Below are 17,701 nucleotides of genomic sequence, written 5' to 3'. Positions count from 1 at the left end.
AGGATCGCGGGCGGCATTCACAACCTCTATCTGACCGGCGACGCGCCCGAACTGGGCCCGGTCTATTCGGGCGCGATCACCGAGCAGGAGCGGGTAGATTCGATCGTGACCCTGCTGGTGAGGCATTTCGACCAGCGGCTCCTGCCCTGGCTCGACGGGCCGCCGCAGACCAACGAGGCGGGCCGCTCGGCCAGCTTCATGGGCGGGCTCCTGTGGCTGTCGCAAATCCTCGGGCCGCGCTTCGAACTGAACGAGATCGGCGCCAGTGCGGGCGTCAACACGATGATGGAGCGCTATTTCTACGACCTTGGTGGAACCCAGGTCGGCCCAGCCAATTCGCCGATGCGGATTGTGCCCGAATGGCGCGGCGCTCCGCCGCCGCCGGGCAAGGTCGAGATCGTATCGATCAGGGGCTGCGATATCGCCCCGGTCGATCTGACCGATCCGGCGCAGGCACTGCTTCTCAAGTCCTACGTCTGGGCCGATGCGGTCGAGCGGATGGAACGGATCGACGCCGCGATTGCGCTCGCGAAGGAGCGCAAGCCCGACCTCATCAGGCAGGATGCGGCGGACTTCGTGCGCGACATGCTCGCCCGCCCGCAGGAGCAGGGCGTCACGCGGGTGCTGTTCCATTCGGTGATGTGGCAATATCTGCCGGTCGCAACCCGCAATTCGATCCGATCGGCGATGTATCGGGCCGGAGCCCAGGCGGGGAAGGATCGCCCGCTCGCCTGGATTCGCCTCGAGACCAATCGCGACACCTTCGCGCATGAATTGACCGTCAAATACTGGCCCAAGGACGAACATTCTGGGCGCGAGGAATGGACGACGCTCAGCCAGGCGCATCCGCATGGCGCGTGGGTGGAGTGGTTCGGAGTCGAAGTTCCTCCCCGTCGCGCAGCGATGGGGAGGGGGACCGCCAATCAGTAAGGATTGGTGGTGGAGGGGTAACGCACATCATGCCCCTCCGTCAGACGCCTGACGGCGTCTGCCACCTCCCCATTCTTGCTTCGCAAGAACAGGGAGGGACTATTCCTGCGTCCGCCCTAAAAACTCCTCCATCACCGCGATCACTTCGGCGGGCTTCTCCCATTGCACGAAGTGCCCGCTGCCTTCGACTTCGACGAGAGTCAGGTCCTCGACCAGCGCATCGAGCCCGGCGATGTTGCCGGTCGGCAAGGCGTGGTCCTCCGTCGCCCAGATCACCAGCGCCGGGATCGTCAGCTTGGGCAGCATTGGCGGCGTCCAGCCGGCAGGCATTTCATAGGGGGCATCGAGCGGCGGCACCTCGATTGCGGCGGCCCGGTACCAGTTGAGCATGCCGAAGGCGGCCTCGCGATCGTCCCAGCTCCTGAGCATGAAGGCGCGCTCTTCCTCTTCGAGCGCTGCGGGAAATGCCCGCGCCCCGAACAGCTTGAACAGCAAGGCGGCGAGCCCCTGCTCGCGGACGAGCGCGTCGTTGGCCGGGTCGCGAAACCCGCGCATATACTGGCTGGCCGCGCGCTGGACCGGGTCGGTGTAGAGCAGCTTCTGGAACAGCGCCGGATGCGGCGCGTCGGCGATGATCGCGCGGGTCACGCGGCCACTGGCTTGGCCCATCAGCGCAATCGGCCAGGAAATCGCGCCGCCCCAATCGTGCCCGACGATGGTGAAACGCTGGATTCCCAAAGCATCGGCCAGCTGAAAGATGTCGGTAACGAGCTTGTCGGCGGTATAGGCCTCGACCTCCTGCGGTTTCGAGCTCCGGCCATAGCCGCGCTGGTCGGGTGCAATGCAGCGGTATCGATCGTTGAAATGCCTGACCTGGTGCCGCCAGCTGCGATGGCTCTCGGGAAAGCCGTGGAGGAAGACCAGCGCTTCACCGTCGCTCGGGCCGCTGTCCCACACCGCCAGTTCGATGCCGCTCGGGAGTTCGACCCTCATCAGCGCAGCATCCTCCATCTTCAGTCCTCGCTTCTGGTAAGCGGACGTTCGGGCAGGGGAATGAATTCTTCCTCGTCGCCCGGGACGAGCGGGAAGCGGCCTTCCTTCCAGTCGGCCTTGGCCTGCTCGATCCGATCCTTCGATGAACTGACGAAATTCCACCAGGCGTGGCGCCTTGTCGTGAAGGCCTCACCGCCCAGCAGCATCACCCGGCCGCCGCGTTCGGAACTCAGGACCATTTCGGTGCCCGGCTTGAGCACCACCAGTGAGTATAGCGGCAGCGCCATGCCATCGAGGCTGGCTTCGCCGCCGACCAGCATCACCGCACGTTCGTCGGCATCGTCCTCGATCGGCAAGGCCCCGGACGGGGCGAGCACGATCTCGGCATAGATCGTTTCGGCATAAGTCGTGGTTGGCGCCTTCACGCCCCACAACTCGCCCATGATGACGATGGCCTTGGCGCATTGGTCTTCGATCAGAGGCAGGTCGCGCACGGCTTCGAACGCCGGATCGATCTCTTCCCTGCCGTCGGGCAGGGCGAGCCATGTCTGCATGCCGTAGAGTTTCGGACCCGCGTCGCGCTCGGATTGCGGACTGCGCTCGGAATGGACGATGCCGCTGCCCGCGGTCATCAAATTGACCTGTCCGGGGCGGATGGTCGCGAAACTGCCCAGGCTGTCGCGGTGGTCGATCGCCCCTTCGAACAGCCAGGTGACGGTGGCGAGGTTGATATGCGGGTGCGGGCGCACGTCCATCGCACTGCCGATGTCGAGTTGGGCCGGGCCGAACTGGTCGACGAAAATGAACGGGCCGACCATGGTCCGTTCGCGGGCGGGGAGTGTCCGGCGGACCTCGAAATTGCCGAGATCGTGGGTGACGGGGGTGATGGTTGTGGTCATGCTCATCCCGCTTCTTCGGGGGCAAGCGCCTTGATTGCAAGCGCGTGGACGCGATCGCCGGGAATATCGCCCAGCGCGCGGTTGACCATGCGCTGGCGTTCGACCCGCGACTTGCCCGAAAAGGCGGCGCTTTCGACCACTACGGTGAAATGCGATTCTCCGCTGCCATCGTCGCCTGCATGGCCGTGATGCTTCGCGCTGTCGTTGATCACATCGAGCCTGGACGGGTTGAAGGCGCGTTGCAGCAGCGCTTCGATTTCGTTCTGGATCGGGCCGGCCATGCATTTTCCTCGACAAGGGGGGTTTCCATATAGGACATTTGTCACCATCCTAAAGGGTGTGAAGCACGACAGGTTCCACGGCAGGATCGAGGGCAAGGACCGCCGGTGCGAAGCGCATGGCTGCACCGAAGCGGGCGAGTTCCGCGCCCCGGGCAGCCGGGGAGCGGGATTCGACGGCCCGGGCGATTATCGCTGGTTCTGCCTCGACCATGTCCGTGAATTCAACTCCGCCTACGACTGGTTCGAGGGGATGAGCGCGGAGGATATCCTCGAGGCGCAATCGCCGCTGGCGGGCTGGCGCAACCAGGCGCGCGCCTTCAGGGCCGATGCCGGGGTCGACGGGGTGCCGCGCTGGGCCGATTTCGACGATCCGCTCGATGCGATCGGAGCCCGCGCCGCGGATATCCGCAGGCGCGCGGAAGGCAACCGGGAAATGGCCCGCTTCACCCCGCGCGAACGCGAGGCGCTCAACGCGATGGGACTGGGCGGCGATACCGACCGGGACACGCTTCGCCGGCGCTATTCGCAGCTCGTGCGCAAATACCATCCCGATCGCAACGGCGGTGACCGGAGCCACGAATCCAAGCTCGGTCGGGTGGTCGAGGCTTATCAGCTGCTCAGGAAATCAAGCGCCTTCGGCTGATCGGGCCTCGCACAATTCCTTCAACTGCGCCATGCAGGCGCTCCAGCCTTCGGTGAAGCCCATCTCCTCGTGCCGCTTGCTGTCCGCTTCGGACCAGTGGCGGGCCCGGGCGGTATAGCGGGTTCCGTCGCCTTCGGGTGCGATTTCCCAGATCCCGATCATGAACGGTCCGGCGGGTTCGAGATCGCCGACGATCGCGTCGGTGAAGGCGTAGCGGCGGCCTTCGTCCCATGCCAGCACCGTACCGGGATGCGGATGCACCTCGCCGTCGGGGCCGTACATGGTGCAGGTCGAGGCGCCGCCTGCGCGGCGTTCGAGCTGTTCGAACTCGGCGCGCCACGGTTTGGGGCACCACCATTCCTCCTGGCGGTTGGCCATCACGTCCCACACCTTTGCGGGCGGGGCGTCGATGAAACAGGTGACGCTCAATTCATTCATCATCTTGCTCTCTCGTCGTCAGTCCCGGTCGGGCGCCCCGGGCGGGAACAGCTTGCGGTAGGGGCGGGCCGCATCGACGCAGGTCCGGACCGCGTCGAGCGCGAGCAGCTCGGCGCGCAGGTCCATGAGGCGCGGACAACCGGCGGGGATTTCCTCGACCCAGTCGGCATAGAACAGCGAGGGGGCGGCGGCGCATGAAACCAGCGAGACGTGTTGCGGCGGGCCGTGCTCGTCGAGCCAGCTCTCGAGCCAGCGATAGGCGCGCTGCAGGTCCGATTTGGCAGAGGCGATTTCGACCGGGTCGGGGTTCGCGGCATCCTTGATGTAGGCAATCACCACGCGGGTCGCATTGGACATGACGTAATTGTCGAATACCCGGTCGAGCATCCGGGCGATGACCGCTTCGGCCGGATCAGCGGGGATCAGCGGCGCATGGCCGGGATGATGGACCGCGAGATATTCGATGATCGCCGTCGCTTCGACGATCGTGGTCTCGCCATCGACCAGGACCGGAAACTTCCCCGCCGGATGCGCCGCGGCAACGAAGGCGGAATTGTCGGGATGGCCGGGGTCGATCATTCTGAACGCATGCTCGTTGCCGTTGGCCAGCAAGGCGATCTGCGCCTTCCAGGTGTAGCTTGAGAATGGGTGTCCGAAAAGTTGCAGCATGGCGTTCTATCCCGCCTTCGCCGCGACGAAGCCCACCGCGGCCCCATCGGGATCGGTCGCGATCACGATCTCCTCGTCGCCCGGCACTTCGTGCACGTCCATCACCACGCTCCCGCCATGGGCGAGGATCGCCGCGCGGGCGGCCCTGATGTCGGCCACGCGGAAATAGGGCAGCCAATTGGGCGGGACGCCGTCGGCCAGCACCGGGCTGATCGCGCCGATCTGTTCGCCCGCCAGTTCGATGAAGCGGTATTGGCCCATCGGCCCCATGTCCATCGAGCTGTCGGTGTTCCAGCCGAACAGCGCGCCGTAGAACGCCACCGCGCCGATGTCGTCGGGCGTGGACAGCTCGTTCCAGCGGGCACAGCCGACCCGGTCGACCGAGAACACGCCGGATTCGTAATCCTCCATCCCTTCGGGCGGTTGCGGGGCGATCAGGTAGAACATCGCGCCTTGCGGATCGGACAGCATCGCCATCCGCCCCGCGCCGGGAACGGTGGTGGCCGGCATATGCACCTGTGCGCCGAGGCCGGTGGCCCTTTCGATCGTTGCGTCGACATCGTCGATGCAGAAATAGGTCGCCCACATCGGCTGCATTCCGGCATCGATCATGCCCTGGTCGAATGCCAGCACACCGCCCTCGTGCCCGCCGTCGGCGCGCTCGATCTGGCGGTAATTCGCGCCGTTGGGCATGGTCATGCCTTCGGCAGGAATGGTCCAGCCGATCACCTCCTTGTAAAACGGGGCGATAATCCGCGGGTCGCGGGTCATCAGTTCGTACCAGATCGGCCATCCATTTGCGGTCGCCATCAGGCCCTCCCGTAAACCACCAGCGGTTCGAACCCGCCAAACACCATCCGCTTGCCGTCGAACGGCATGTCCTTGCCGAATTCGGCGGCCATATCATTGGCCATCATGCTGTTGTGCGCGGCCTCGCAGGTTTCCTTGTCGGGCCAGATGACCCAGGAGAACACGACCTTCTCGCCCTCTTCGAGGTTCACGGCGCGGCGGAAATCGGTCAGCTTGCCGTCGGGCACATCGGCTTCCCAGGCCTCGACCACTTCGATCAGGCCGTGGTCCTTCATGATGTCGGCGAATTTTTGCGCGACCGCGCGATACGCTTCCTGCTTGTCGCCCGGCACGGGCACAAGAAATCCCTGGATGTACATGTCTCAGGCCTCCTCGGTCAGGGTTTCGAAATCCGCCAGTTGCGCAGCCAGCGCACGCTGGAAAGCCGGACGCGCTTCGCCGCGCGCCTTGTAGGCGGCGAGGTTGGGAAATTCCTCGAGCACATCCGAATGGCGCAGGATGCGCAGCACCGAGACCATCAGGATGTCGGCTACCGAGAAGCTTCCCGCGAGCCATTGCTTGTCGCCCAGCGCATTCGCGAGGCTGGTGAGCCGCGCCTTCAGCAATTCGTCGACCGCCTCGCGCGCGCCCGGAGCCCATTCCTTGTCGGCATGGAAAATGTCGTAGGTGACGACCCGGTTGAGAATCGGCTCGATGCTGTTGAGCCCGGCGATCAGCCAGCTGATCGCTTCCCATCTTGCCCTGGTCTCGACCGGCAGCAGGCGCTCGTCCTGTTCGCCGAGATAGAGCAGGATCGCGCCGCTTTCGAACAGGCGTAGATCCCCGTCTTCGAATGCCGGAACCTGTCCGAAGGGCTGCCATTCGCGATATCCTTCATCGCGCGGCGCGCGCGGATGGAGGAGGTGGGTGGAATAGGGCTTGCCGATTTCCTCGCAGGCCCAGCGGATGCGCAAGTCGCGCACCAGCCCCTTGGCGAAATCGGGCACCCAGTTGAAGGCGGAAATGACGGCCTCGCTCATGACATCTCTCTCCCCTGCGGCGACTCGGCGCTTGCGATTCATCCTCCTATTGATTACAAAAAGCAACTGTGAAGTTACAAAAAGAAACTAGAGATGTGGAATCGCTCCACGGCAGGTGGTACCAGGATGCCTGCGGAACCGCCTTCGCGCTCGAAATAATCGGTGAGCGGTGGTCCCTGCTCGTCGTGCGCGAGCTCATGCTCGGCGGATTGCGGTTTTCGGACATCAAACGCGCACTGCCGGGAATCAGCTCCAAGGTGCTCGCCGAACGGCTTGCCGGTCTTGAGACCGCCGGAGTTCTGGTGAAGCGCGAGGCGCCGCCGCCGACCAGCGCGACGATCTATGAACTGACCGAATGGGGCTATCATGCCGAACCGGCGATCCAGGAACTGGGGCGCTGGGCCGCGCGATCCGCCTGCCACGATCCTTCATTGCCCCTGTCGCCTGTGAGCCTGATGATTTCCCTGCGGACAATGATCGATCACCGGGCCGCGCAGGAGCTCGAGGCCGATATCGGCTTTGAAGTGGCCGGGCAGACTTTCCGCGCGCGCCTTTCGAAAGGCATCATGCCAATAGGTCGCGGCGTCCTGGACGGCGCGCAAGCAGTCTTCCGGGCGCAAACCGCGGCGCCGATTGCCGCGTTCTTCTATCGCAAGCTTCCGCCGCAAGAAATCGAGGGACTGGAGCTTGAAGGAGACCTGCAATTGGCGACAAGGTTTGGCGGCCTGTTCAGCCTTCCGCCGCGGATCGACACTCGGCCGTCAGCTGCCGAATAGGGCAAACAGGCGCTTGGCTCTTGCGTCGCCCAGCAACGGCGCGATGTCGCGCCCGCGATAAAACGCGTCGAACCGATGGGCACCATCCGGAATGACGACCCAATGCTGCTTGCCTGCAATGTGGACATGGACGTCCGGAACGATACCTGACGGGTCGTCCAGCGTGCCGGCGCGGACGAAGCGCGTATTGCCGCCACCGATATTGTAGATGCTCCACAGGGCCACCCGGCACTGGGGGCAGCGAAACACGCGCTGGCCCTTGCCGCTGGCGGTCCGGAGTTCGACCGGCTCCGGATCGCCGGACAGCACCTCAAGCTGAGAGGCTTCGATCAAGGCGTTGACGGCGAAGGCGCTGCCCGTTTCGCGCTGGCAATAGGAGCAATGGCAGCAATGCACGATCGCCGGCTTGTCTGCGAGCCGGTAGCGGACCGATCCGCAGGAACAGCCGCCTTCCACCGGTCAATCGCCCAACGCGGCCGACAAGATCGCGCTTTCGATCTCAGCCGCGGCCTTCCAGCCCGGACGGGCCGTGACCCGCTCGTACCACGCAGCAAGTTTGGGAAAGGCAGCGGCATCGAGATGCCAGTCGGCATAGCTGTAGGCCTTGAGGCAGGAGGCGATGCCGATATCGCCCAGCGAATAGGCGCCATCGAGCCAGCCATCCTCGCCAAGCACGCCCTCGAGATAGGGCAGGCGCCCTTCGAGCGCTTCCTGTGCTGCCGAAGCGGCGGCCTCGTCGGACTGCTCGCCGAGGATCTTGGCCTTGAGGAAGCGGTTGAACATCATTGGCCCGGCTGCCTGCATCAACACGGTGTCGCCGACTTCCTCGAACCATACCGCCCTGCCGAGCGCTTCGGGATCAGCGGGCAGCAGCGAGGGTTCGGGGTATTTCGCATCGAGATAGATCGTGATCGCAGTCGAATCGGCCAGCTGGAATTCGCCGTCCTGGAAACCCGGAATCTTGCGATAGGGGCTGGCGGCGAGGAAATCCGCGTCCGGCTGCATCGGATTGCTCGGCACGACTTCCACATCGAGACCCTTTTCCTTGGCGGTGACCAGCACCTTGCGGACATAGGGCGAAACCGGGAAACCGAAGATCTTCATATGCAGGCTCCAACGGCGAATAATCGCCCCGATCATGGCCATTGCTTGTTGCAGCCTCGCGTCCGCCCGTCTAGTCGGAGCGCGCGATGAACGAGATGAGCAAATCCAACGCCGATCATGGCGGCACCACGAAGCAGGCGGCACCCGACAGGCAGGTGAGCGTCCGCGAAGTGTTTGGCATCGATACGGACATGGTTTGCCCCGCTTTCAGCGAGGTCGACGAACGCGTGCCCGATATCGACGACGCCTATGTCTTCGATCCCGACACCACGCTGGCGATCCTGGCGGGATTTGCCTTCAATCGCCGGGTGATGGTGCAGGGCTATCACGGGACCGGCAAGTCGACCCATATCGAGCAGGTCGCCGCGCGCCTCAACTGGCCGTGCATCCGGATCAACCTTGATGCGCATATCAGCCGGATCGACCTGATCGGGCGCGATGCGATCGTGCTGCGCGACGGCTTGCAGGTGACCGAATTCCGCGAAGGCCTGTTGCCCTGGGCGCTGCAACACCCGGTGGCGCTGGTGTTCGACGAATATGACGCGGGGCGTCCTGACGTGATGTTCGTGATCCAGCGGGTGCTCGAAACCGAAGGCAAGCTGACGCTGCTCGACCAGAACAAGGTCATCCGGCCCAATCCCTGGTTCCGCCTGTTCTCGACCGCCAACACGGTCGGGCTGGGCGACACGACCGGGCTCTATCACGGTGCGCAGGCGATCAACCAGGCGCAGCTCGACCGCTGGAACATCGTGGTCGCGCTCAATTACCTGCCCGAGGAAACCGAACAGAAGATCGTGACCGCCAAGAGCCCCGAGACCGACGCAGGCATCGTTGCGAAAATGGTGCGGGTCGCCGATCTCACCCGCCAGGGCTTCATCAATGGCGACATCTCGACCGTGATGAGCCCCAGGACCGTGATCACCTGGGCGCAGAATGCGGAAATCTTCAAGGATGTCGGCTTTGCCTTCCGCCTCAGCTTCCTCAACCGCTGCGACGAGGCGGAGCGGATGCTGGTCGCCGAATATTACCAGCGCGTGTTCGGCGAGGAATTGCCCGAGAGTGTCGTCGGCAAGGGGTGACTTGCTGCATGTTCATACGCATGTTATAACAACCGCATGAACAAGCCGCTCAAGATCATCAAGATTGGCAACAGCGCCGGCATAGTCTTGCCGAAGGAGCTGCTCGACCGCCTGGGCGTCGAACAGGGCGATAGCCTGACGCTGATCCAGGACGGCGATGGCATTTCGCTCAAGCCGCACGATCCGGAATTCGAACGCCAGCTCGATGTGGCGCGTTCAGTGATGGAGCGGCGCAAGAAGGCCCTGCGCGAACTCGCGAAATAGCCATGCCTCGGTACATCTGGGTATCCATCGACGTGGCCTTGGCCACGCACGATTTGCAGCTCGCCGAACACGGCGGCGGGCAAGGCATTCGCGACATCAACCTATTGGAAAGCGCGATGGCGCGGCCGCAGAACCTGTCTGCGCATGGCGACCCCGACTGCGCGGAACTTGCCGCCGCCTATGCTTTCGGAATTGCCCGCAACCACCCGTTCGTCGACGGGAACAAGCGAACGGCTATGGTGGTGAGTGAAACGTTTCTCAACCTCAATGGCTTTGAACTGGACATTGGTGACGCGGAGATCGTCGCGGTATTCGAGGCGCTGGCCGCTGGCGATCTGCCTGAAGCCGAACTGGCGAACTGGTTTCGCGATCACCTCGTCGAAGAAAGCTGATATGTCTGGCTGCGTGAATCGGGCGGCTCTCGCCAAGGCTGTATTAGTATGGTAACACAGTGGTGATGGATTACTGGACTCGCCAAAAGCCGTCGCTGCTCAGCCGCATTCGCTGGCCCTGGCAGCGCGCCTCGCGACCACGTTATGCCTTCGAGCCTGGGTTCCGCGCCCAGCATTTCGACAGGCTGCGCCGCTTCAACGGCGTCGGTCCGATTGATGAGAGCAAACCGCCGCGCACGCGCCGCTGGTGGATCAAGCGCATCGGGCTGGGCCTGGTCGCGGCCTTCCTGCTGCTGTTCGCCTATCTCGCAATCACCGCACCGCTTTCCAAATCGCTACAACCGATCGCGCCGCCGCAGATCACCTTGCTGGCCGCCGACGGCACCCCGATTGCGCGCAATGGGGCGGTGGTGGAAGACCCCGTCACGGTCGCGGACCTCCCGCCGCATGTGGTCGAAGCGTTCCTCGCGATCGAGGACCGGCGGTTCTACAGTCACTGGGGCGTCGATCCGCGCGGGATTGCGCGGGCCGCCTGGTCCAACCTCACCGGCGGGCCGCGGCAGGGTGGCTCAACGATCACCCAGCAGCTCGCCAAGTTCACTTTCCTGACCCCGGAGCAGAGTCTGACCCGCAAGGCGCGCGAGGCACTAATCGCCTTCTGGCTCGAAGCCTGGCTGACCAAGGACGAAATACTCGAGCGCTATCTCTCCAACGCCTATTTCGGCGACAATACCTATGGCTTGCGCGCGGCGTCGCTGCATTACTTCTATCGCCAGCCGGAAAACCTGCGGCCGGAGCAGGCGGCGATGCTCGCGGGACTGCTCAAGGCGCCTTCGCGGCTGGCGCCGACCGCCAATTTCAGCCGCGCGCGCGACCGGATGAAGGTGGTCCTCTCGGCGATGGTCGACGCCGGTTACCTGACCCAGGCGGAAGCCGACCGGATGCCGGTGCCGCGGCTCGATGTCCGCGCCCGCAATGACCTTCCGACGGGCACCTATTTTGCCGACTGGGCGCTGCCCGAGGTCCGCAAGCTCAGCGATGTCGGCTATTCGCGCCAGACCGTTACGACGACGCTCGATGCCCGCTTGCAGGGAATCGCGCGACGGATCGTGGCGCGTGCGCCGCTCGGCGAGGCGCAGGTGGCGCTGGTGGCGATGCGCACCGATGGCGAAGTCGTCGCCATGATCGGCGGCAAAGACTACGAGAAATCGCCGTTCAACCGGGCGACGCAGGCGCTGCGCCAGCCGGGATCGACCTTCAAGCTGTTCGTTTACCTGGCCGCCTTGCGCCAGGGCTGGGAGCCGGACGATGTGATCGACAATTCGGCGATCGAACAGGGCTCCTACCGGCCCGAAAATGCCAGCGGGAACTATTCCGAGCAGATCACCCTGGAAGACGCCTTTGCGCGCTCGAGCAACGTCGCCGCAGTGCGGCTGTTCCACGAGGTCGGCGACCGGGCGGTGATCCGCGCCGCCCGCGACCTGGGAGTGACTTCGCCTTTGCCTGCCGGCGATCCGAGCCTCGCGCTCGGGACTTCGACCATGTCGCTGCTCGAATTGACTGCCGCCTATGCCGGGGTCGCCGCCAACGCGTTCCCGGTCGAGCCGAAGGCCTTTCCGGAAAAGGACGAAGGCTGGTTCAGCTGGCTGTGGGATTCGCACGACAGTCTGAGCTCTGGCGAGCATGAAGACATCGAACGCATGCTGCGCCGCGCGGTCAATCAGGGCACGGGGCGGGCCGCGATGCTGTCGGGTCCCAATTTTGGGAAGACCGGGACCAGCCAGGACAATCGCGACGCGCTGTTCGTTGGTTATGCCGGCGATCTCGTGGTCGGGGTGTGGATCGGCAATGACGACAATTCGCCGCTGAAAGGAATTTCCGGAGGCGGGCTTCCGGCGCGCATCTGGCGCGATTTCATGGTCCAGGCGATTGGCAGCCGGCCCCCGGCGGACGCTCCGCGGGACGCACCTGCGCCCGACCCGGGCGGACCGGTCCAGCCGTTCGACGTGCCCGACCCGTTCGATATCCCATTGGGCAATGAAGGTGCCCGGTTGCGCTTCGAGAACGGGGAAGCGGTGATTTCAGCGGTCGTCGATGGCGAGCCCGTCGAATTCCGTGTCGATACCGACGAGCTGGGCGTCGATGCGAGCGAGTTCGAACGGCGCTTCCGGATGTACCAGCGGTTCAGGGAATTCGGACCTGGCGAAGGAAATTTTGGCGGTCCGATGCCGGACCTGCCGGGTCTGCCCCAGCAAGCGCGAGAGGTCGAGCCCGGCAATTAGCGCGATTTCGAGCCAGCTGGAATCATCTGGCGACACGGAGATCGCGGCAAGACTAAGTCCTGGAGCGCCCGGCTTCGATGCAGTCAAGCTCGATGGCGCTCTATCCCGCGGCCCGCCTCTCGCGATCTTCATTCTCGGGTCTTGCCGCATCGCCCTTGACGAATGGCACGATCGAGGCCTTCGGCCCTTGTTCCTGGACCAGGCTGCCCTGCTTGTGCTCGAGATCGCAGCTGCGTTTCGCGCGACTGAACAGGAATCCCTGGACCTGCTCGCAGCCCGTTTCGCGCAGGCGCTCCAGTTGCTCGATGTTCTCGACCCCTTCGGCAAGCGTGCACATCCCGAGTTCTTCCGCCAGCTTGATGACCGCGGTGACGATCGCCTGGCTGTCGGACTTTTCGGCCAGGTCGGTGATGAAGCAACGGTCGATCTTGATCTTGTCGAAGGGAAAGCTGCGCAGATAGCTGAGCGAGGAATAGCCGGTCCCGAAGTCGTCCAGCGCGATCTTGACCCCGAGATCGCGAATCTTGTGCAACAGGGCGAGATTGTCCTTGCTGTCGGTCATAAGCACGGACTCGGTGATCTCGAGCTCGACCCGCGAAGGCGAAATGCCGCTGGCAGACAGGGCCATGACGATATTACCGACCAGCTTGGGATCCTTCATCTGAACCGGTGAGAGATTGACCGAAACGAAGATGTCGTGGGGCCAGGTCGCGGCCTCCTCCAGGGCTTCGCGCAGCACCCAGTTGCCGATCGGGATTATGAGCCCCGATTCCTCTGCAATCGGAATGAAAGTGGACGGGCCGATCGAGCCACGCCTGGAGTGGTTCCAGCGCAACAGGGCCTCATATCCTACCGGACGACCCGTCTGCGCGTTGACCAGCGGCTGATAATGGACTTCGAGTTCACCCTGGCCCAGCGCCAACCGCAGGTCATGTTCGATCTCGCGACGGTCCTGGATCTGTTCCTGCATGACCGGTGCATAGATCGAAACGAAATTCCGGCCCCTGATCTTTGCATCGAGCATGGCAAGGCCCGCCGAACGGACGATGTCTTCCCCGCTGGCTCCATCCGTTGGCGAGGTTGCGACTCCCATGCTGAAGCCGATCTGCAATTGCTGACCCTCGATCGCAATCGGCTGCTTCAAGGTAGCGCCGATCAGCTTGGCGAACTTCATGGCGCCGTTGGGATCGTGCAGATGCTCCAGGATCACGGCAAATTCGTCGCCGTCCAGCCGTGCGACCATGGCCGAATTGGGGACGCAGGATTTGATGCTGAGCGCGATGTCGGCCAATACCCGGTCGCCGGCCTCGTGACCATGCATATCGTTGACCGCCTTGAAATGCGTCAGGTCGATCTGGATCACTCCGACATGCCGGCCCGCTTCACGGCGCGACAGGGCAAGCGCTAGTGTGGCGCCGAACAGATTGCGATTGGGCAGGCCGGTTAGCGAATCGTAATGAGCCAGGTAAGCGACCCTGTCTTCGGCCTCGCGGGTGCTGGTCACATCGGCAACGAAGCCGCGCCATGATTTGACCTTGCCGCAATTGTCGAAAAACGGGCGTGCCGAGATCGACCACCAGCGGCGCTTGCCGCGGATGTTCACCGGGACGACATGGCTACGCACCGGCTTGCCCGCCATGACCATGTCGCGAAATGCGTTGCGCTCTTCGCCCGGTTCCATCAGATTCGAGAAGCGCAACCCGGTAAGTTGCTCGCGGGGCAGGCCCGCCGCCCTGCAGAAGCGGCCCGATGGCGCGAAGAAATTGCCTTCGTGGTCGGTCTCGAACAGCCAGTCGCTGCCCTCCTCGTCATATTGATTGAGCAGCAATTGGACCGTTTCGTTCTTCTCCTTGAGTTCGCGCGCCTGCAGGCGGCGCGTTGCCGACTGATGATGGAGGTGGAACACGCCCCAATGGATACAAACCAGCGCCAGCGGGGCGATGGCCGCCGATACGATGTCTTCCGCGCTTCCGCGCAGCAGCAATGGCCCGCTTATGCCGATCACCTGGACGGTTGCGAGGCCGAGCGAGAGTACGGGAAAGGCAAGCAGTGCAAGCGCGTCGATCACCAGCACGAGCGCCGCGATCATCATGAAGGCCTCGTCGACCCTGGGCGGAGCCAGCCAGATGCAGGTGAAGATCGTTGCGGTCCAACCGATGCTGTTCACCAGCATGAGTGTCCGCAAGCCCGCGGCCCTGGTGAACCCGTCGAACTGCCTGATCATTCTCGACCGGGCGAATCCGGCCTGAAGAGCTGCCATGAGGACGCCAAATCCGAGGATCGCCGCGAGTAGCGGAGTTGGAAGAAAATTCCAGGCCGCCGCGCCGACCAGTGCGGTCCGGCCGATGGTGTATCGCGCGAAGGGAAACGAGATCGTATGTGCCACGCTGGTGCTGGCAAACCACTCGCGATTGCGCTCGTCGATATTGTGGCGGATCAGGTGCGAAAGCGTGATGGCCTGCACCTTAGGACGATCAATAAAGCGCGAGAATCCCGCCAAGATATCCCAACCCGTTTCTTTTTTTGCCGCCAAGAATGAGCGGACGACCCAAGTCAGGGTTCATACGGTAAACGGGGTTAAGAACCCGTTCACTATGCGAACCGGGAATGTTAACCTTACGGAACAACCAGGTATTTCTCACCGGTCGCCTTGGCGTTGTAGCGGATCGCATTTTTCCTCTCGAGCATGGCTGCGAGCCCGATGCTGGCCTTGAAATGGCTGGCGAAGGTGGTGGTCAGTCCGGCCGCGACGCGATCGCGCAAGCGTGCGCTGTCTTCCGGCCGAAGCTTCATCATGAACGGAATCAGCAGCCAGCCGGCGACTTCCCAGGTCAGGCCGAAGCTACGATTGAGGATAATCGGGCCAAGGTCGAGCGCGCCGTAGATATACACCTTCTTGCGCTCATATGAGCCATAGCGGCTGTAGGCCGCTCCTTTGGACGCGACCGCTTCCATCGCGGCCAGGATCGTCCCGGCCATCTTCCCGCCGCCGATCGCATCGAAACCGAGCCGCGCGCCGGTCGCTTCAATCGCGGCGACGAGCTGCTCCATGAAATCGGGGCTGGATGAATCGACGACATGCTCCGCGCCGATCCCCTTGAGCATTGCGACCTGCTCGGGTTTGCGGACGATATTGACCAGTGGGACATTCTCTTCGGCGCAGAGCTTGACCAGCATCTGCCCGAGGTTCGATGCCGCCGCGGTGTGGACGATGCCCTTGAAGCCCTCGGCCCGCATGGTCTCGACGAAACCGAGCGCGGTCAGCGGATTGACGTAGGACGCCGCGCCGAGTTCGATCGGCAAATCGTCGGGCAGTGCCATGCACATCCGGGCATCGGCGATCCGGTGGGTCGCAAACATCCCGCCCGGTACAGCGGCGACCCGCTTGCCGAGCAGAGCCTGCGCCTCGGGTGCATCGCCGGCAGCAATCACTGTCCCGGCGCCTTCATTGCCGACCGGCAACGGCTGGCCGATCCGCGCCTGCATCGCGCGGATGGCAGGTTCGGGCATCGCGGCGACGATCCTGCCAAGGGAATAGTCCGCATGTTCGAGGTCCGCGGGGCCGAACAGCAGCGCAAGATCGGAAGGATTGATCGGTGCGGCTTCGACCCGGATCAGGACTTCGTGGCCGGTGGGATCGGGCAGGCTCTCGGGCACCATTTCGACGACCAATTTCCCGTCTGCGCCCAGCGTCGAGACGATCTGTTGCCCTTCAACGCTCATGCCGCGTCCTCCTCGCCCGGATAGATTGCGCGGACGAAATACAGGCCTTCGGGCGGCGCGTTAAGCCCGAGCGCCTGCCGATCGCGCGCGGCGAGCGCTTCGCCGACCTGCTCTTCGGTCCATTGGCCCTGGCCGACCAGCGCCAGCGTGCCGACCATCGAGCGAACCTGGTGATGGAGAAAGCTGCGCGCCGCGGCATCGACGATGACATGATCGCCGACCCGCGTCACCTCGAGCCGGTCGAGCGTCTTGACCGGATCCTGCGCCTGGCAATGGGCTGAACGGAAAGTGGTGAAATCGTGCCGCCCGACCAGCATCTGCGCCGCGCGCTGCATCGCCTCGGCGTCGAGCGGGCGCGCGACCTGCCAGGCATGGCCGCGTTCGAGCGTCAGCGGCGCCCGGCGGTTGGCGATCCGGTAGTGATAGCGCCGCCCGATGCAGGAAAAGCGCGCATGCCATTCCTCTGGCACTGTCTCGCAGGCGATCACCGCGATCGGGTCGGGCCGCAGCCGGGCGTTGAGCGCCTCCATCAATCGGAACGGCTCGATATCCTTCGCGATATCGACATGGCTGCGCATCGCGAGCGCATGGACCCCGGCATCGGTCCGCCCGGCCGAATGAAGCGTGACCTGTTCGCCGGTCACCTCAAGCACCGCTTCCTCGACCGCTTGCTGGACGCTCGGCCCATGCGCCTGGCGCTGCAGGCCCATGAACGGCCCGCCATCGAATTCGAGGGTGAGGGCGAAGCGGGTCATTTGCGTTTGAGCCAGGTGAAGCCCCCCACCGCCACCAGGATCGATAGGGGCAACAACATGCCGCCGGGCTGGACGGGGAAAGCTGGAGTCCAAGGCCTACAATCGAGGAATGTACACCAAATACGCGGCATCGTTTCCACCAGTGACAAAGGCAGCGCGGCGATCAGCGCGAACAGGCTTAGATAAAGGGCAAAAGCGGGCCGGATGAGGCCGGCGACGGCTCCAGCCAACGCTGTAATTGCGGCAACGCAGCTAGCAGCAATGATGGCTGCTCCGACTGGATGAGCGCTTTCGCCCTGATGCAGTAAACTGAGACTGCCTCCGATAAACAGCGCGGCAAAGACCAGGCTGGCAGCGCAACCCAGTTTAACGACCCATTTTGTCGCGGGACGCGTCATGCGAACAGCCCAGGCGGAAGCGGTTTGCCGCGCTGGAATTCATCGAACCCGACCGGTTTTTTCCCAGCGCGCTGGAGCAGGATGGGCCTGAGCTTGTCATCCACCAGCTTGGCTTCGAGCAGTTTCACCCGCTCGCCCTCCAGTTCGAACCATGCACCAGGTGCCGGGGCGAAGGCGCGGACCTGCCGTTCGATTTCCGCGGCAGGTTTCCCGAAATCGATCCGCGTTTCCGCCTTGTCGATCTTG

Annotated in this window: 21 protein-coding genes and 1 pseudogene; 7 read left to right on the top strand and 15 right to left on the bottom strand. The window is 63.8% G+C overall.

Features of this window, described 5'->3' with window-relative positions:
* A partial coding sequence (locus AC16XC_RS11250; protein ID WP_484034747.1) for a DUF2332 domain-containing protein occupies positions 1-930 on the top strand: 930 nt, incomplete at its 5' end.
* A 99-nt stretch (positions 931-1,029) separates the two neighbouring features.
* On the opposite strand, the gene AC16XC_RS11245 is transcribed toward AC16XC_RS11250, so the two are convergent.
* The 3 genes from AC16XC_RS11245 to AC16XC_RS11235 are packed head-to-tail and all read right to left on the bottom strand — an operon-like array spanning position 1,030 to position 3,103.
* The gene (locus tag AC16XC_RS11245; protein ID WP_484034746.1) at positions 1,030-1,923 is read right to left on the bottom strand and encodes an alpha/beta fold hydrolase; all 894 of its coding nucleotides are present in this window, start codon (positions 1,921-1,923) and stop codon (positions 1,030-1,032) included.
* 20 nt (positions 1,924-1,943) lie between these two features.
* On the bottom strand, positions 1,944-2,822 hold the full coding sequence (locus tag AC16XC_RS11240) for a pirin family protein (protein ID WP_484034749.1): 879 nt from the start codon (positions 2,820-2,822) through the stop codon (positions 1,944-1,946).
* Between the two features lie 2 nt (positions 2,823-2,824).
* On the bottom strand, positions 2,825-3,103 hold the full coding sequence (locus AC16XC_RS11235) for a BolA family protein (protein WP_484034745.1): 279 nt from the start codon (positions 3,101-3,103) through the stop codon (positions 2,825-2,827).
* Positions 3,104-3,161: 58 nt separating this feature from the next.
* Between AC16XC_RS11235 and AC16XC_RS11230 the strand changes: the two genes are divergently transcribed.
* On the top strand, positions 3,162-3,746 hold the full coding sequence (locus AC16XC_RS11230) for a DnaJ domain-containing protein (protein ID WP_484034744.1): 585 nt from the start codon (positions 3,162-3,164) through the stop codon (positions 3,744-3,746).
* Here the strand turns inward: AC16XC_RS11230 and AC16XC_RS11225 are convergent.
* Genes AC16XC_RS11225 through AC16XC_RS11205 form a run of 5 tightly spaced genes read right to left on the bottom strand, consistent with a single transcriptional unit; the run spans position 3,729 to position 6,682 of the window.
* The gene (locus AC16XC_RS11225; protein ID WP_484034748.1) at positions 3,729-4,184 is read right to left on the bottom strand and encodes an SRPBCC domain-containing protein; all 456 of its coding nucleotides are present in this window, start codon (positions 4,182-4,184) and stop codon (positions 3,729-3,731) included. The two genes, AC16XC_RS11230 and AC16XC_RS11225, sit on opposite strands and share 18 nt — an antisense overlap.
* An 18-nt stretch (positions 4,185-4,202) precedes the next feature.
* A complete protein-coding gene (locus AC16XC_RS11220; protein WP_484034743.1) occupies positions 4,203-4,853 on the bottom strand; it encodes a glutathione S-transferase family protein in 651 nt (216 codons plus the stop codon).
* 6 nt (positions 4,854-4,859) lie between these two features.
* Complete coding sequence (locus tag AC16XC_RS11215) at positions 4,860-5,663, bottom strand: VOC family protein (protein ID WP_484034742.1); 804 nt, start codon at positions 5,661-5,663, stop codon at positions 4,860-4,862.
* On the bottom strand, positions 5,663-6,022 hold the full coding sequence (locus AC16XC_RS11210) for a DUF1428 domain-containing protein (protein WP_484034741.1): 360 nt from the start codon (positions 6,020-6,022) through the stop codon (positions 5,663-5,665). The genes AC16XC_RS11215 and AC16XC_RS11210 overlap by 1 nt, the downstream gene beginning before the upstream one ends.
* 3 nt (positions 6,023-6,025) lie before the next feature.
* Complete coding sequence (locus tag AC16XC_RS11205) at positions 6,026-6,682, bottom strand: glutathione S-transferase family protein (RefSeq protein ID WP_484034740.1); 657 nt, start codon at positions 6,680-6,682, stop codon at positions 6,026-6,028.
* A gap of 95 nt (positions 6,683-6,777) precedes the next feature.
* Between AC16XC_RS11205 and AC16XC_RS11200 the strand changes: the two genes are divergently transcribed.
* Positions 6,778-7,458, top strand: a complete 681-nt coding sequence (locus tag AC16XC_RS11200) for a winged helix-turn-helix transcriptional regulator (protein WP_484034739.1) — start codon at positions 6,778-6,780, stop codon at positions 7,456-7,458.
* Here the strand turns inward: AC16XC_RS11200 and AC16XC_RS11195 are convergent.
* Together AC16XC_RS11195 and AC16XC_RS11190 are read right to left on the bottom strand one after the other, a co-directional pair.
* Complete coding sequence (locus AC16XC_RS11195) at positions 7,444-7,914, bottom strand: GFA family protein (RefSeq protein WP_484034738.1); 471 nt, start codon at positions 7,912-7,914, stop codon at positions 7,444-7,446. The two genes, AC16XC_RS11200 and AC16XC_RS11195, sit on opposite strands and share 15 nt — an antisense overlap.
* A gap of 3 nt (positions 7,915-7,917) precedes the next feature.
* Positions 7,918-8,562, bottom strand: coding sequence for a glutathione S-transferase family protein (locus AC16XC_RS11190; RefSeq protein ID WP_484034737.1), 645 nt, complete (start codon positions 8,560-8,562; stop codon positions 7,918-7,920).
* A gap of 86 nt (positions 8,563-8,648) precedes the next feature.
* On the opposite strand from AC16XC_RS11190, the gene cobS reads away from it, so the two are divergent.
* The 4 genes from cobS to AC16XC_RS11170 all read left to right on the top strand — a co-directional run bounded on the left by cobS (position 8,649) and on the right by AC16XC_RS11170 (position 12,579).
* Positions 8,649-9,641, top strand: a complete 993-nt coding sequence (gene cobS, locus AC16XC_RS11185; RefSeq protein ID WP_484034736.1) for a cobaltochelatase subunit CobS — start codon at positions 8,649-8,651, stop codon at positions 9,639-9,641.
* A 36-nt stretch (positions 9,642-9,677) separates the two neighbouring features.
* The gene (locus AC16XC_RS11180) at positions 9,678-9,905 is read left to right on the top strand and encodes an AbrB/MazE/SpoVT family DNA-binding domain-containing protein (RefSeq protein ID WP_484034735.1); all 228 of its coding nucleotides are present in this window, start codon (positions 9,678-9,680) and stop codon (positions 9,903-9,905) included.
* Positions 9,906-9,907: 2 nt separating this feature from the next.
* Positions 9,908-10,297, top strand: coding sequence for a type II toxin-antitoxin system death-on-curing family toxin (locus AC16XC_RS11175; RefSeq protein ID WP_484034734.1), 390 nt, complete (start codon positions 9,908-9,910; stop codon positions 10,295-10,297).
* A gap of 65 nt (positions 10,298-10,362) precedes the next feature.
* Positions 10,363-12,579, top strand: a complete 2,217-nt coding sequence (locus AC16XC_RS11170) for a transglycosylase domain-containing protein (protein ID WP_484034733.1) — start codon at positions 10,363-10,365, stop codon at positions 12,577-12,579.
* A gap of 100 nt (positions 12,580-12,679) precedes the next feature.
* Here AC16XC_RS11170 and AC16XC_RS11165 read toward each other — a convergent pair whose 3' ends face one another.
* From AC16XC_RS11165 to AC16XC_RS11145, 5 genes and pseudogenes are all read right to left on the bottom strand, one after another.
* On the bottom strand, positions 12,680-15,043 hold the full coding sequence (locus AC16XC_RS11165; protein ID WP_484034732.1) for a putative bifunctional diguanylate cyclase/phosphodiesterase: 2,364 nt from the start codon (positions 15,041-15,043) through the stop codon (positions 12,680-12,682).
* Between the two features lie 152 nt (positions 15,044-15,195).
* Positions 15,196-16,302, bottom strand: a complete 1,107-nt coding sequence (locus AC16XC_RS11160; RefSeq protein WP_484034731.1) for a zinc-binding dehydrogenase — start codon at positions 16,300-16,302, stop codon at positions 15,196-15,198.
* The gene (truA, locus tag AC16XC_RS11155; protein WP_484034730.1) at positions 16,299-17,057 is read right to left on the bottom strand and encodes a tRNA pseudouridine(38-40) synthase TruA; all 759 of its coding nucleotides are present in this window, start codon (positions 17,055-17,057) and stop codon (positions 16,299-16,301) included. The genes AC16XC_RS11160 and truA overlap by 4 nt, the downstream gene beginning before the upstream one ends.
* Positions 17,054-17,455, bottom strand: a complete 402-nt coding sequence (locus tag AC16XC_RS11150) for a hypothetical protein (RefSeq protein ID WP_484034729.1) — start codon at positions 17,453-17,455, stop codon at positions 17,054-17,056. The genes truA and AC16XC_RS11150 overlap by 4 nt, the downstream gene beginning before the upstream one ends.
* Positions 17,452-17,701 (bottom strand): annotated as a pseudogene (locus AC16XC_RS11145) (methionyl-tRNA formyltransferase); the annotation flags it as partial. The gene AC16XC_RS11150 and the pseudogene AC16XC_RS11145, both read right to left, overlap by 4 nt.

The organism is Candidatus Andeanibacterium sp., from assembly GCF_057143545.1.
This window is presented reverse-complemented; position numbering and strand designations above follow the sequence as displayed.